The organism is Candidatus Peregrinibacteria bacterium, from assembly GCA_016220175.1.
Classification (GTDB): domain Bacteria; phylum Patescibacteriota; class Gracilibacteria; order CAIRYL01; family CAIRYL01; genus JACRHZ01.
The window spans coordinates 15076-29528 of sequence record JACRHZ010000069.1; the positions used below are offsets into that span (position 1 = coordinate 15076).

The following is a 14453-nucleotide window of genomic DNA, read 5'->3' on the forward strand; positions in this document are numbered from 1 at the left end:
GATTCTCTATTCCGAATCTGGACTCGGTATTGCAAAAATTTTCCCTGCATCCAAAAGAACATCAAAAAGAGCGTAGGTATAAATAGAATAATAGGTATCACTTCCTTCCACATTTCCAAAGTATGATCCATCTTTTTCTAGGAGACGAATCACCACCTTCTTTTCTTCATTCTGAGAAAGAAATTGAAGTGTTATTTTTCCTTCCTTTGCTTCATTGAATTCTTTTTTCTGGTCTTCATTCAAAAAGCCTGAAGCTTCGAGCGGAGAGAGCGCATCAAAAAACTTTTGTACTTTTTCTCCATCAAAAGCTTTCTGCTGATTGCCATCAGAAACTGCCCACGTGGATCCATCTGCTGATTTTTCTATGGTGAGAATGTCTTTTCCTTTTTCGAGAATAACTTTGGCAATGGTATTTCGGTCTATCTCAACAATTTTTTTATCTCTCCATGCATCAACATTTCTTGAAAGAATTTCTCGAAGATTTCCTTTTGCTAAATATACATTATCACTTCCTCCTTTTCGAATATAAAATGTCTGAGGCTCTTTTCCTGGGTTTCCGATGAGAAATTTCCAAAGGACTTCTCCTTTCTTCTCCATGGCAAAGACGATACTTTTTCCTTCAGCAACGCCAAATTTTTCATGATTGTTTGGATTTTTTGAAGCAAGATCTTGCACTTCTCTACTGGAAAAACTGTCAAAGATTTTTTTGAGCTCTGACTCTGAAGCAAGAAATTCATTCACATTCCACGCTCCATCTTTTTTTGTAAAAGATTTTTCAGAGGAAGTATCACTGATCACTATGGTATCAACATCACTCAGAGATGTATTTCCGAGTGTAATTTCAGAAACTCCGGAGTTTTCTGTTTTGGGAAACACATACAAGCCCCAGAGAGAATATGTAGAGAGAACGAGCAGCACGGCAAAAATGGCGGCAAGAATGAGATTGGTATGTTTCTTCATACTTTAAAATATGAATGGAATGAGAATTTTCGAAGAGAACGACGACGCATGAGCCGATACACGCCAAAGAACAGTGGGAAAAGAATAGCAATCCCCATATTTCCGAATTTCACCAGCGCTTTTTGGGTTTCATTTTCAAACGTAAGAGGATTCATTGCACGACTTTTAAGACGAATTCCTGCGAGGGATTCTTCTTGTGCAAGCCAAGAAACAGAATTCATTCCGAATGCAAAATTTTCCGCTGTGCGCTGAACCATATCATTTGTGAGAAAGTCTGAATCGGTCACTGCAATTATTCGTGATTGTTTCTCATTTTCTCCGGCATTCGTAACACTCACAGCAATAAGTTTTTCGGAAAGATCTGAATTGGAAAATCGTTGTTGTGGATCGAGCGTAAATGAGCCATTCTGTTCTCCTGCTCCATTCGTTGTCGTAACCAGTTTCGTAGCAACAAGATTTTTCTTCGCCATCGCATCAGTATCAATACTGAGGGAACTCGCCCACGGGAAGACCATTTGTTTTATTTTCACCATAATAGGCGACATTGTATCAGCAGGAAGCGCATTGATCCAAAATGGATACGGGAGGAATATTGTGACAAATCCTCCTCCAAATTGGACATTTTGATTTGACTTGAGGTCGTACACAATGTTTTTTGCAACTTGAATACCATATTCGCTGAGGAAATCAGCAAAACTGTTCGCATTTTCACTTGCACTAAATGTTTTAAGATCAACGCTCACCGGATCGACTACAAAAAGTGCAGCTCCGCCATTTTTTATATAAGAACGAATTCCCTCTCTTTCATCAGATGGAATTTCCTGAGTGGGTCCGGCAATAACGAGTACTGAAGTATTTTCCGGCAATGTCTTTACTGGAGTAACTTTTCCTTCTGATGAAGATGCGGGAAATGAAAAATCTTGTACATCAAATTGTCCCTTGAGTTCGTTTACGAAAGTCGAGTACCCCTGAGTGATGCTCTTTTCTCCATGACCAGACAGGAATATAACTTTTTTCTTTTCCGTTGTCGTGAGCTTTGCAATAAAACTCGTGAGGAGATATTCCAAGTCTCCGGTATTTTCAATGAAAGGGATCGCCTCTGTCTTGCCTCCATGTGCTACCGTGAGGCCAAAATATCCTTTTTTTACCTGAAATTCTTCTCCACTTACCACGTTAAATTGTACCTCTTGTACACCGAGTGATGTTGCCTCTGACTTCAGAGAAGCGTTATCGGAGGGATCTTTTTCTGAGAATACAATGTTTCCCTTTGCGAGGGTTTCATAATCACGCAAAATATCTTCTGTATCGCGAAGAAGCGGTTTGAACTGGGCGGGAAGTTCGGCAGAAGCGTACAAAGTAACATTTACCACATCTTGAAGACCTCCCACGAGATTTTTCGTGGCGGGAGAGAGTGTGTATAAATTTTCCTCTGTGAGATCAATGCGTCCGGGAATGCGCGAACCGAGGACATTCAGGAGAACTGCGATTCCGATGAACAGCGCCACTCCTATTTTCCAAGAGCGATATATTTCTTTTTTATTTCCTGATTTTCTTTTGATGAGCTGGAGATATGCGAGACTCAAAAAGACCGCCGTCATTGAGAGAAAATACCAAATATCTCTGAGATCGATTACTCCTCGAGCCATAGAAGTAAAATGAGAACTGATGGAAAGCCTCTCGAGAAGAGATCCAACTGCTACTGGCAAACTTCCAGTAATAAATCCCAATTGGAAAACAATAAAAAAGAAACTCACAACGACAGAGATAAGGAGCGCCGTAATCTGACTTTTAAATAAACTAGAAACAAAAACTCCCAGACTAATGAGCACCATTGCCATGCATATGCTCGCCAAGAATTGACCCAGTATTACTCCTCCGTCCAAATCACCATAGAGACTGAGACTAATACCTATAGGAATAATAAAAAGAAGCGCAATGATTACAAAAATAAAACTTCCCAAAAATTTTCCGAGAAGAAATTCCCATTCCTTAAGAGGATGTGTAAGAAGAACTTCGAGTGTTCCTTCAGTCCTTTCCTGAGAGACAGATCCCATTGTGAGCGCTGGGATGACAAAGAGAAAGAGCCACGGAAGGAGATCAAAAAGAATGCGAAGAGATGCCTCTCCTACAAGAAATATTGATTTGAAAAAGAGAAATTGCCAGAGGAGGAGAAACACAACAAGAACGATATACGCAGTAGCGCTATCGAAATACGACTTGAGTTCTTTCTTGCCGATCGTTAGGACATTCAAAAAGATGTTCATGGATTTTCTTTCGTAAGAATATGGAAAATATCCTCGAGCCCCTTTCCTTCTTCATTCAGCTTCCAAATAATCCATTTATGCTCCTCAGAAAGGCGAGAAAGTTCGGGCTGGAGTTCAACGCTTGGATTCGACAAAATTTCAGCCCGAATTCTTTTCGGCGAAATTTTCTGAATCTCCAAATGTTTTACGCCTTCTAATGCCTTGAGTGATGACTCTACATTCTCTCCTTCAACTTCAAAAACGAGGAGCGTATCACCTTGAATTTGCTTGCCGAGATCCTGAGGTGTTCCATCTGCCACGAGTTTCCCTTTGTGGATAATGAGGACTCGACTGCACACGGCAGAGACTTCCTGCATGACGTGTGTGCTCATCATGATCGTATGATTTTTTGAGAGTTCCCGAATAAGCTGCCGGATTTCATTTCTCTGAGTTGGATCAAGTCCTTCCGTCGGTTCATCGAGAAGTAGGACTTTTGGTTTATGAAGAAGTGCCGCAGCAAGTCCAACTCTTTGTTTATATCCTTTTGAAAGTTCTCCAATAGGACGATAAAACACATCACTAATGGCGACAGCAGAAACGACAAATTCAAACGATTTTTTCTTCTCTTTTTGCGGAATTTTTTTAAGATCTGAAGAAAGATTTAAAAAATCAGAAACGAGCATATCTTTATAGAGCGGGTTGTTTTCGGGCAAATATCCAATATGAAGCTGTGCCGCAACAGGATCATCTGCCACTGAAATTTTATTCACATGAATACTCCCCTCATCTGGAGAAAGATATCCAGAAATCATACGCATCGTTGTTGTTTTTCCAGCTCCATTTGGACCGAGAAAGCCCACAATTTCGCCAGAAGAAACAGCGAATGAAAGCGAATCTACCGCCACATTCTCTCCATATTTTTTGGTGAGATTCAAAACTTTGATCATAATCGTCAAAGGAAAACTTCCACGAAATATCGCCTGTAAAAAAAACCAGCGCATACTCTAGCAACTTTTTTGGAATGATTCAAGAAAAATTTGCAATTCTTCTAAAATCGGATATAATTTGTCCTGTATTATTTTATTATCCAAATTATGGACTCTTTTCTTACTGGGCTCAGCTGGCGATTTGCAACAAAAATATTTGATCCCAAGAAAAAAGTTTCGGATGGAGATCTTGAAAAAATTATTGACGCAATTCGCTTCGCTCCATCTTCTTTTGGACTTCAGCCCTATCATATACACGTAGTGAGCGATATGGAAACGCGGAAAAAGCTGAGAGAAGCGGCGTGGAATCAAACACAAATAACCGATGCGTCTCATCTCTTCGTATTTGCAGCGCGAAATGACACCAGCGAAAAACGCATCGATGAATATTTTGAAGTTGCCAGCGGCGGTGATGCTTCCGTGCTGGAAAAACTCAAAGATTATAAAGCGTATCAACAGGGATTTTTTAAGGACATGCCAAAAGAAAAACAAATGACGTGGGCACAACGGCAAGCATATATAGCTCTTGGCTTTGCGATGGCTGCGTGCGCTGAACTCAAAATAGATTCCTGCCCAATGGAAGGATTTGAACCGGAGAAGGTGAATGAAATACTGGGAATTCCCTCTCACATGACCGCGACAGCATTGCTGACAATTGGGTATCGTAAAGAAGGACCAGCAAGACCAAAAGTGAGATTTTCAGAGAAGGATTTGTTTACAAAAATGTGATCGGAAAGCGACACGGCGCCCATCGGGTCTGAGGACCCTTCAGGGTCTCGAACGACCGTGTCGCTTTCATGATAAATGAATCAATACACTTCTTTCAAATAACACTCCTCACAATATACAATCTCTGGTCTCTCCGGCGCGTATGTCGTCTGAATCTCTTTCTGACATTTTGCGCAATTTCTTGTCCAGAGTTTGCGCGGGTTTCTGAGCGCCATTCGGTGCGCATGTCGAACATCCGGATGATAGTGCGGAATCGGCAAATTCATCTTTCGATAAAATTCGAGTTCTGCTTTCTGGATTTTAAAAAGCTTCCCCGATTCTTCACAAATTATTGCCCAGTTTAAAATATCGTCTGGAATGTCTGTAATCGAATTTGGTAATTTTTGAGCAGGGATTTTTTTGGTAATTCCCGAATCATCAAATTTTTCTTCATCTTTCCATTTCCATCCTTTTTTTAAGACTTCTTCTTTGCTCATTGGAAAGTACTCCTGAGCAATTGTTTCGTTATATGCAAATGGTGAAATTTCGACGGGAAAGAATTCTCCCCATTCTCCGGTTTTTTGCATGTATTCAATTATTTTTGGAAGGAGTTTTTTGTATTCTTCTTTTGAATATTGTTTGTTCAGAATACAGTACTTCTTCCGTTTGAGATCAATACAGCCAAAGAGATATTCCGAATAGAAACATTCATCTGTATATGCAGAATATTGCATATCCCAAGAGTGCAATGCAAATTTTGTGTGATAATTATTCACCGGACTCATGCTGTTGTAGACCAATTCAGCTTTTGTCGTGTAATTAATATCCTGGCAATCTTTGGAATGCCCAGGGACAAGATATGCGTACGAGCAATCTTCAAGTCCATTTGCATCAAAACACGCGAAAGAGTTTTGACACCCAACAAGGTAATCTCCGAAAGAACTTTCACAATTGATAAGATGGCTAGAACGTTCTGGTTGTGTTAAAAAAAATGTATATGCTTTTTCAAACATGAGCCTTCCATTTCGGTAGCCTTCAAGTTCGGATTTTGTCTGCGAAAATTCTTCTTCGGATACTTGTTTATTAAAAATACAATACTTCTGATTTACGAGATTTTTACATCCAATACAATTGCTACATCCCCGACAGTCTTTGCAGAAAAAGAGAAATCTTGAATTCGTACAATCCCCACAAAATTGACATTGAAACAAATTTTGAGAATGGATGCATTCATAACAAAGCTCACAATTATTAACCAAACTACAATCTATTGAATCGCGAGAATAGTGAGTTTGGTACGAGAAAAAAATATCTTCTGATTCAACACATGAAACACACATGTAACAATTTTTTGAGTACACCGAATAGGGAGCGTAATCACAATTTTCGCAATGACTTATCGTCATACTTATCCGTGGAACCATTCTTTGTAATTCCAAAAATTGTTCAAAAAATGTTCGAGAAAAATCAAAATCCATTCCATATTCCAAGCCATCCCATTTGTCCATCCACCATTCATGATGGTCATATACGGGAAATCCTTTGTTAGTATGGTGATAGGAAATAATACTTTTCCCAGAGAGATCACATGTGCGGTAGTATAAGTGTCGTTCATTTCGAAACGTCATTCGGCGTTGCATTCGACAATCCGGACACAACGTCGGAGGAGGAATTTCATATTTTTTCCCTCCAAAAATTGGCGAAATTTTATCATAGAATTTTAGATCTTCGTCTGTTATTCCAAATTCTGCCGAGCAATTTTTACAGGTTTTCATGAATTCCCCAAGAGAAATTTCTGAAAATTTTCGGGATGGATGACTTCAAATGTGCTATTTTTATAACTTTCTGAAAAAGCTTTTGGGAGTTTTCTCTTTTTTTTATGATTCCATGAAAACTCATATGCACAAAGCGTATTTCCCGCTTCCTCAATATAATCAATCTCTTTTTGCGCGTATGTTCTCCAAAAATAGTGGTTCACGCCTTTTTGATGATTATTCAGGTATTTCATCCGTTCTGCGATACAAAAATTTTCCCAAAGCGCTCCGATGTCATTACGAAATTCGAGGCGATTATGATTTTGAATAAGGCTGTTTCGAATGCCAAGATCCCAAAAATAAATTTTTCTGCTTTTTGTGACTTCATTCCGAAGATTCCGTTTGAGCGCCGAAAGACGAAAAATAACAAAAGCTTCTTCGAGAAGAAATAAATACCGCTGAATTACTGTTTGATCAACTCCGAGTTTTTGAGCGAGTTCATGATATGACACTTCAGATCCGATTTGGAACGCGATAAGCCTCAAAAGCTTTGTGAGAAGTTCTGGTTTTTTGAGTTCTTGAAAGGTAAAAACATCCTTAAAAAGATAACTTCCCGTAAGTTCTTTGAGATATATTTCCGCTTCCGTTTCATTTTTTTCTGCTATTTCCGGATAACTTCCGAACCTCAAAAGAAAATCGAGGTGCCGTTTTTGCTCATGCGGAAGTTCTTTTTGAAAAAGCTCTTCAAAGGAAAATGGAAAAAGGAGAAACTCATGTTTTCGTCCTGTAAGCGGTTCTGATATTTTATTGGAAAGGTCAAAACTAGAAGATCCAGTCGCAATTACGCGCACATTCGGATAATCATCCACCAGTATTTTGAGAACAAGACCAATATTTTCAATGCGCTGAGCTTCATCGAGGACAAGAAGTTGAAGATTTCGCACAACTTCCTTGAGTTTATGGCTGTTTTCATAGGCAAACACATCCCTCACATCTGCATAATCACAACTCATATATTTTGCCTTCTTTGGGTATTTTTCGATAATGTGTTTTACAAGCGTAGTTTTTCCCGCCTGACGTGGTCCATAAAGGATAATTGCCCTGTTCTTCTCTGGATGATGCCTAAGAAGCGTGCGTTCTATTTGCTTCAAAACTATTCTGTTTCTCATAAATTTTAAAATTACATGAGTACGTTCATAATTTTATCAAAAATTACATGAAAATACAATAGAATTTATCATGAATTTTCCTTAATAGACTTCTTTCAGATAACACTCCTCACCTCTCAACAAGCTCGAGGTGAATCTTGTTTTTTGAATTTCCCAATAATTTACAGCAGTTTTACTCAATAAACTTCTTTAAGATAGCAAGATTCGCAATACACAATTTCCGGTCTCTCCTGAGCATACGTTGTCCGAATATATTTCTCGCATTTCATACAATTTCTGTCCCAGAGTTTGCGAGGATTTCTCAGAGCCATGCGATGCGCGTGTCGAATATCTGGATGAAAATGAGGAATCGGTAAATTCATCCTTCGATAAAATTCAAGTTCCGCTTTTTGAATTTTAAAAAATTTCCCAGATTCTTCGCATCCAATTGCCCAATTCAAAATATCATCAGGGATTCTTTCAATCGTGGGTGGAAGTTTCACGGCTGGGATTTTTTTAGTAATTCCGGAGAAATTCGGTTCTTCTGCCTCTCTCCATTTCCATTGTCTTTGAAGAACTTCTGCTTTCTCGAGGGGATAGTATTGCATTGCTATCGTTTCATTATATGCGAAAGGAGAAAGTGATATCGGAAAAAATTCACCGAACTCACCAGTTTTTTTCATATGTTCCATTATTTTCGGTATGAGTGCGTCGTATTCCTCTTTGGAGTATTGCTTATTGAGAATACAATAGGATTTATGCTTGAGGCTGATACATCCAAAAAGATTATGGCTATTTTGGATACAGAGTTTTGAATACCAAATATCATGGCATCCAGACCAAATTTGATCTGAGAAAAAAATATTTCGCACACCATCTCCAATTTCGTGAACTTCATAGCAAAATTCGGCTCCTTTTCCTGCTCCAAATACGAGCATGTCATAAACATTTTTTAGATTTCGAGAATCATACACATACTTTATGTCGCGGGAATTTTGAACATCGAACGAATACTGACAATTTTTTGTGTTTTGTAAATAATCCCCTGAAGAATCTTCATTCTGAATACTATGAATATGCTTTTGGGGAAATCTCACGATGTATTCTTCAAAAAAAGATTTTTTTACTTCCTTTCTGGGTTGATGCTGATTCACAAATACTTCTTGAAGTATTTGAAAATATTCCTCCTTCGTACACGTTTCATTGGAGAAATAATATTGCTTGTTTCTCAGATTGACACATCCAAAACAATTTTTACATCCAACACAATTCTGGAGAAAAAATGACTCACTGCAATTCTGGCAGTTGACGAGAAATTGAGAATCGTAACAATTTTGGCAGTCGACACATTCGTAGCACAGCTCTGAATTGGTGATATAAGAGGAGTCGAGACAGAATCGAGAATCATAAATATGACTGCTGTACATGCAGCCCTCATCTCCATCAGCTTCAAAGATAAGATAGCAGTTTTTACACCATCCACATTGATTTACATAATCGCAATTTTGATTTCCTGTTGCTGATCTGGCTAATTGTGGGACTTCTCGAAAAAGCTCTGTAAACTGATCAAGGAATAGTCTGGAGAAATCAAAATTTTTCCCAAATATAAGCCCATCCCATTTATCAGAGTACCAATAATCATTATCATAGACGGTAATTTTTGTGCTTGGATGGTATGCAGAAAGAATTTTTTTCTGTGTCGCATTGCACATTCGATAATACAGGTTCCTTTCATTTCTCCAGCCTGCCCTTCGCTGCTCTCGACACTCCGGACAGATTGTCGGCGCTGGAACATCCATTTTTTTGTAGAACTCTTGATCTTCCGGGAAGATTTCAAATTCTGCCGAACAGTTTTTGCAGGTTTTATGCATGGATGTTTTATTTGTTTTCCAAAAACATAAGCTCAAAATCTCTCTTCAATTCTGGGAGCTTATTTTTCACAATATCCCACACAATCTCATAATCAACTCCAAAGTAATCATGAATGAGCTTATCTCTTACTCCGCACAGATTTCTCCAGGGAATATGAGGATATTTTTCCCTGAAATCAAGCGGCAGTTTTTTTGCGGCTTCCCCTATAATTTCGAGGCTTCGAATAAACGCTCTCTGAAGTACCGAATCTTTGAGAAAAATCTCTTTTTGAAGACTCGTAGATTCCTTTATGAGGAAATTCATTTCATCAAGAATATGCCGAACATATTCGAGCGGTTCAAATGACATATTCAAGCTCTTCAAGAATATGGGGTTTTAGATATGGACTCATGGATTCAGGAGTGAGAACATCAGCATTCCGTGAAGACAAATCTTCAAGAAAAAATACAAGATCAATATATCGAGAGAAATTCTTTTTCCCCGGTTCAAAAATAACCACAAAATCTATATCACTCTCTTTGTTCGCTGTATCCCGTGAGAATGATCCAAAAATACCAAGTTTTTGGACCCCAAATTGACGAATTTCAGCTTCATGCTTCTGAAGTGCCTGAACAATTTCTGATTTCGTATCCATGGAAACTGATAAAATACGGTTTTATCTTAAAAGAATTCTTGTTTTTCCTCAAGAATATTTCATTTAAGATTCAGTATACCTCCGCGAGGTAACACTCTTCACAATACACAATTTCCGGTCTCTCCGGATCATACGTCGTTTGAATCTCCTTCTGACATTTTGCACAGTTTCGATTCCAAAGCTTTCGCGGATTTCTGAGTGCCATTCGATGTGCATGTCGAATGTCTGGATGATAATGTGGAATTGGTAAATTCATTTTTCGGTAAAATTCCAACTCTGCTTTTTGAATTTTAAAAAGCTTTCCTGATTCTTCACATTGAATTGCCCAGTTGAGAATGTCATCTGGAATATCGATGATCGAATCGGGAAGTTTCGATGCAGGAATTTTCTTCATAACTCCTAATGCATGGAATCTCTCTTGATCTTTCCACTTCCATCCTTTTGTTAGAACTTCCTCTTTGGTCATCGGAAAATATTCCTCAGCAATCGTTTCGTTGTATGCAAATGGCGACATTTGAATCGGAAAAAACTCTCCCCATTCTCCTGATTTTTGCATATGCTCGATAATTCTGGAAACGAGCTTTTCGTATTCTTCTTTTGAATATTGTTTGTTCAGAATGCAATATTGCTCGTGACGCAGTCCAATGCATCCAAAGCAGTTACTACAATTAAAACAGAGATCCGAATAATGAGTGTTTTGCAAATATTCTCCAGTGGTACAACTAATAGAAAAATAACTAAAATCATTGCTCATGTTCTCATAAAGAAGCTGCCCCTTCCCTCCTCCTTCAAAATCATACGAATCTTTCACTTCCATTGCCCGTGAAGAATAAGCAATGTCTTCACACCTATAAGTGGAAAAACAAAACTTCGCATTTTTGCAATTAAAAATAAGATCTCCAGAAACATTTTCATTGCTATATCCCCTTATGCTTTCATGAATAACTTTGTTCCTTACGAGTATTCGGAACTTTTCTTTATATTCTTGTAATTTCTGAAAAGAAGAAAATTCATTCTGAATTTTTTCGTAATCCTCTTTTGAAACTGGCTTATTTTCTAGATGATATTTTTTATTCCTGAGATTATAGCATCCGATACAATGTTCAACATTCTTGCAATCAAAACAGAACCAACTTTCTGTTACCTTACTGGAATTTTGACAAAAAAACGCACGATAATTTTCGGAGCAATCTACATTTTCATAGCAAAGTTCAGAGTGATCGAAAAGAAAAAGATTCTCCATCGAATCCTTGCACTCACTCAGCATCTGTCCATACATGCAATCCTCATTGAACCACGATCCAAAAAGTAAATAACAATTCTTCGAATGAGGAGCATAATTCACATAATCACAATTTTCAGTATCTCTATTAAATACATTGAACCGAGAAAGTTTTTTCTGAAGTTCTTGAAATTGTTTAAAGAAAGGTCGCGAAAAATCAAAATCCCTTCCATATTCTTTTGGTTCCCATGCATCACTCCACCATTCATGCTGTTCGTACACCGTAAATCCATATTGCGGAGCATACATGGTAATCATAGGAGCATTGCTCAGCGAAGAAACGCTTCGATACAGAGATCTATCGTTGCGATGCGTATATCTTCTTTGCATTCGACACACTGGACAAAGCTTTGGTGGAGGAATCACATATTTTTTCCCATTGAACACAGGCGAAACTTTGTCATAAAATTTTAAGTCTTCGTTTGTGATTTCGAATTCTGCCGAGCAATTTTTACAGGTTTTGTGCATGGGAAAAGAATATCGTATTTTTTCTGCATTTCACAATAAGATTGATTTTTTAGAGCATTATTTATATAATAAAGGTGTATTTATTATGTAAATATTCCATCTCATGACCTCCATCACGCTCAAAGTACCAGCAAAAATCCCTCAGGAACTCGATATTATTCAGGAAGAAGAAGGACTCGGAAACCGAACTTCTACTGTTACTTTTCTCATTAAGTATTATTTCCTGACGAAATCGAATTCTCTCGACAAATCCGTTCAGGTTTTGAACACTCTTCTCGATCGCCTTGATGTCAGCAAACTTCCCTCTGCGAGAGATCAGTTACATGATGTCTAAAGAAATTATGAAAATATTTTTTACTGAATATTTTAAAAAACAACTCCGAAAACTGAAGAAGAAATATCCTCAGGTAAATGATGATCTTTTGAATGTGATTGAGCTATTTGATGAAAAGCGCGCAATTTCAATTGGAAGATCGATCTATAAAATTCGCATTCCGAGTTCTGATATGAAAAAAGGGAAATTAGGAGGATTTCGCGCCTATGTATATTTTTACGTCGCAAAAGATCTCCTTCTTCCTCTTTGTATGTATGCCAAGTCAGAAACAGAAGCCATTACGGAGAACGAACTCGAATATCATTTTCATCAGACAATTCAGGAAATTGTTGAGAAGATTTAATCGACCACAAAGCGAAGCCTTTGGCTTGCGAATATGGATTCGCGCATTCAATAGATTTCTTTTAAATAGCAAGCCTCACAATACACAATTTCCGGTCTCTCAGGACTATAGCTTGTTTGAATCTCCTTCTGACATTTCGCGCAGTTTCGATTCCACAATTTCGGAGGATTTTTTCGCTGTAATCTTTTGATATAGCGGACATCAGGATGGAAATGGGGAAGAGGAATTTTCATCTTTCGATAAAACTCCAACTCTGTTTTTTGAATTCTAAAAAGTTTTCCAGACTCCTCACATTCTATACTCCAATTTAAAATATCATCAGAAACATCTTCAATTTTGTCGGGGAGTTTTGATGCAAAGATTTTTTTCGTTGTTCCAAGAAGTTCAGTTTGTTCTTCATCTCGCCATTTCCAACCTTTTTTCAGAGCCTCTTCTTTTGTCATGGGAAAAAATTCCTGTGCCATAGTTTCGTTGTAAGCAAATAGAGAAATCTCGACAGGGAAAAATTCTCCCCATTCTCCTGTTGTTTTCATGTGATCGATAATCTCTGGAAGGATCTTCTCATACTCTTCTTTTGTGTATTGCTTATTTAAAATACAATTTTTTTTATATCTCAGCCCAATACACCCGAAAATATTTTGCGAATTTGTACAAGAATCAGTGTAGTACGAATCACTGAGCCCTCTTGCAAAAATTGCGAAAGCGGAGTGATTGCATCCAAGAGATCCTACATGTTCATAGCATTCTGCCGCCCCAATACCAATGACGAAAGAATCATAAATATGATGGCTTTTGAGTCCTCCGAGAAAACAATAGCGACAATCTTGAAAATCAAAAGTATCAAAACATTCTTTGCAATTTTTTGAGTGCCGGAGAAGATCGCCTTCGCAATTTTCTACTTGTGTGTTTCTCACGCATTTTCGCGGGAACCGTAAGAAAAATTGAGAAAATTCTTGGGCGAATTTTTGCAAATGAGAAGAGGAGGAGGTGATTTCTGCGACTTTTTTCTCAAAATTTTCTTTCGAAAGTGGCTCGTTGAAAAAGTAATATTTTTTGTGCTGAAGATTCGTGCATCCGAAACAATACTGACAATCTTTACAATCTAAAAGGAAATAGGAGTTACTGCAATTTTGGCAAAAGCTTGAATAAAAAAGTTCATATGAATATTCCACCGTTGAGCATTCATATACGTGTTGACAGGAAATGTTGGCATATCCATCTATGTCTTCAAGACACATGCCAGGAGTCCAAGAATAGAGGCATTTCTCTGACTGAACTGGGCAAAATGTCAAATAGCAATCCTTTGAAGTTCCCCCATAATTACAATAATCACAATTTTCCATGGTGTCATTCACATGAAGACTTATACGCGGCATATCTTTTTGAAGCTCTGCATATTGTTCGAAAAATGACCGGGAAAAATCGAAGTCTCGTCCGTATGAAAGAGGATCCCATTTGTCGCTCATCCATTCTTTGTGGTGATATACCGTAAATGGTTTTTCAGGAGAATAACACGAAATTATTGATTTTCCGGTGAGATCACAGATTCTCTTGTAGAGATTTCGTTCATTTCGAACAGCCATTCGCCGTTGCATCCGGCAATCTGGACAAAGTGTCGGCTCTGGCACTTCCATTTTTTTATAAAATTCCCGATCTTCCGGGAAGATTTCGAATTTTGCCGAACAATTTTTACAGGTTTTGTGCATGATGAAAAAAAATGT

Annotated in this window: 13 protein-coding genes; 3 read left to right on the top strand and 10 right to left on the bottom strand. The window is 38.0% G+C overall.

What is annotated here, in order from left to right; all coding sequences use genetic code 11:
- Positions 1–6: 6 nt before the first annotated feature.
- From HZA38_05590 to HZA38_05600, 3 genes are read right to left on the bottom strand one after another with little or no spacing between them, the layout of a single operon-like run.
- Positions 7–960, bottom strand: coding sequence for a DUF4340 domain-containing protein (locus tag HZA38_05590; protein ID MBI5414953.1), 954 nt, complete (start codon positions 958–960; stop codon positions 7–9).
- The gene (locus tag HZA38_05595) at positions 957–3224 is read right to left on the bottom strand and encodes a Gldg family protein (GenBank protein ID MBI5414954.1); all 2268 of its coding nucleotides are present in this window, start codon (positions 3222–3224) and stop codon (positions 957–959) included. Before HZA38_05595 ends, HZA38_05590 begins: the two co-directional genes overlap by 4 nt.
- Positions 3221–4150, bottom strand: coding sequence for an ATP-binding cassette domain-containing protein (locus HZA38_05600; GenBank protein MBI5414955.1), 930 nt, complete (start codon positions 4148–4150; stop codon positions 3221–3223). The genes HZA38_05595 and HZA38_05600 overlap by 4 nt, the downstream gene beginning before the upstream one ends.
- 147 nt (positions 4151–4297) lie before the next feature.
- Here HZA38_05600 and HZA38_05605 point away from each other — a divergent pair, with 147 nt between their 5' ends.
- Positions 4298–4918: an NAD(P)H-dependent oxidoreductase gene (locus tag HZA38_05605; GenBank protein ID MBI5414956.1), complete on the top strand. Its 621-nt coding sequence runs from the start codon at positions 4298–4300 to the stop codon at positions 4916–4918.
- 80 nt (positions 4919–4998) lie between these two features.
- On the opposite strand, the gene HZA38_05610 is transcribed toward HZA38_05605, so the two are convergent.
- The 6 genes from HZA38_05610 to HZA38_05635 form a co-directional block, all read right to left on the bottom strand.
- On the bottom strand, positions 4999–6672 hold the full coding sequence (locus tag HZA38_05610; GenBank protein ID MBI5414957.1) for a hypothetical protein: 1674 nt from the start codon (positions 6670–6672) through the stop codon (positions 4999–5001).
- Positions 6669–7808, bottom strand: a complete 1140-nt coding sequence (locus HZA38_05615; protein ID MBI5414958.1) for an ATP-binding protein — start codon at positions 7806–7808, stop codon at positions 6669–6671. Before HZA38_05615 ends, HZA38_05610 begins: the two co-directional genes overlap by 4 nt.
- A 188-nt stretch (positions 7809–7996) precedes the next feature.
- A complete protein-coding gene (locus HZA38_05620; protein ID MBI5414959.1) occupies positions 7997–9670 on the bottom strand; it encodes a zinc-ribbon domain containing protein in 1674 nt (557 codons plus the stop codon).
- A gap of 7 nt (positions 9671–9677) precedes the next feature.
- The gene (locus HZA38_05625) at positions 9678–10019 is read right to left on the bottom strand and encodes a DUF86 domain-containing protein (GenBank protein ID MBI5414960.1); all 342 of its coding nucleotides are present in this window, start codon (positions 10017–10019) and stop codon (positions 9678–9680) included.
- Positions 10009–10305 carry a nucleotidyltransferase family protein gene (locus HZA38_05630; protein ID MBI5414961.1) on the bottom strand — a complete coding sequence of 99 codons (297 nt, stop codon included), beginning with the start codon at positions 10303–10305 and terminating at the stop codon, positions 10009–10011. The genes HZA38_05625 and HZA38_05630 overlap by 11 nt, the downstream gene beginning before the upstream one ends.
- Positions 10306–10375: 70 nt before the next feature.
- Positions 10376–12055, bottom strand: a complete 1680-nt coding sequence (locus HZA38_05635) for a hypothetical protein (GenBank protein ID MBI5414962.1) — start codon at positions 12053–12055, stop codon at positions 10376–10378.
- A gap of 103 nt (positions 12056–12158) precedes the next feature.
- On the opposite strand from HZA38_05635, the gene HZA38_05640 reads away from it, so the two are divergent.
- Positions 12159–12389 (top strand): hypothetical protein, encoded by a 231-nt coding sequence (locus HZA38_05640; GenBank protein MBI5414963.1) that lies wholly within the window; start codon positions 12159–12161, stop codon positions 12387–12389.
- A 7-nt stretch (positions 12390–12396) separates the two neighbouring features.
- Positions 12397–12732: a type II toxin-antitoxin system RelE/ParE family toxin gene (locus tag HZA38_05645; protein ID MBI5414964.1), complete on the top strand. Its 336-nt coding sequence runs from the start codon at positions 12397–12399 to the stop codon at positions 12730–12732.
- Between the two features lie 47 nt (positions 12733–12779).
- Here HZA38_05645 and HZA38_05650 read toward each other — a convergent pair whose 3' ends face one another.
- Positions 12780–14438 (bottom strand): zinc-ribbon domain containing protein, encoded by a 1659-nt coding sequence (locus HZA38_05650; GenBank protein MBI5414965.1) that lies wholly within the window; start codon positions 14436–14438, stop codon positions 12780–12782.
- Between the last annotated feature and the right edge of the window lie 15 nt (positions 14439–14453).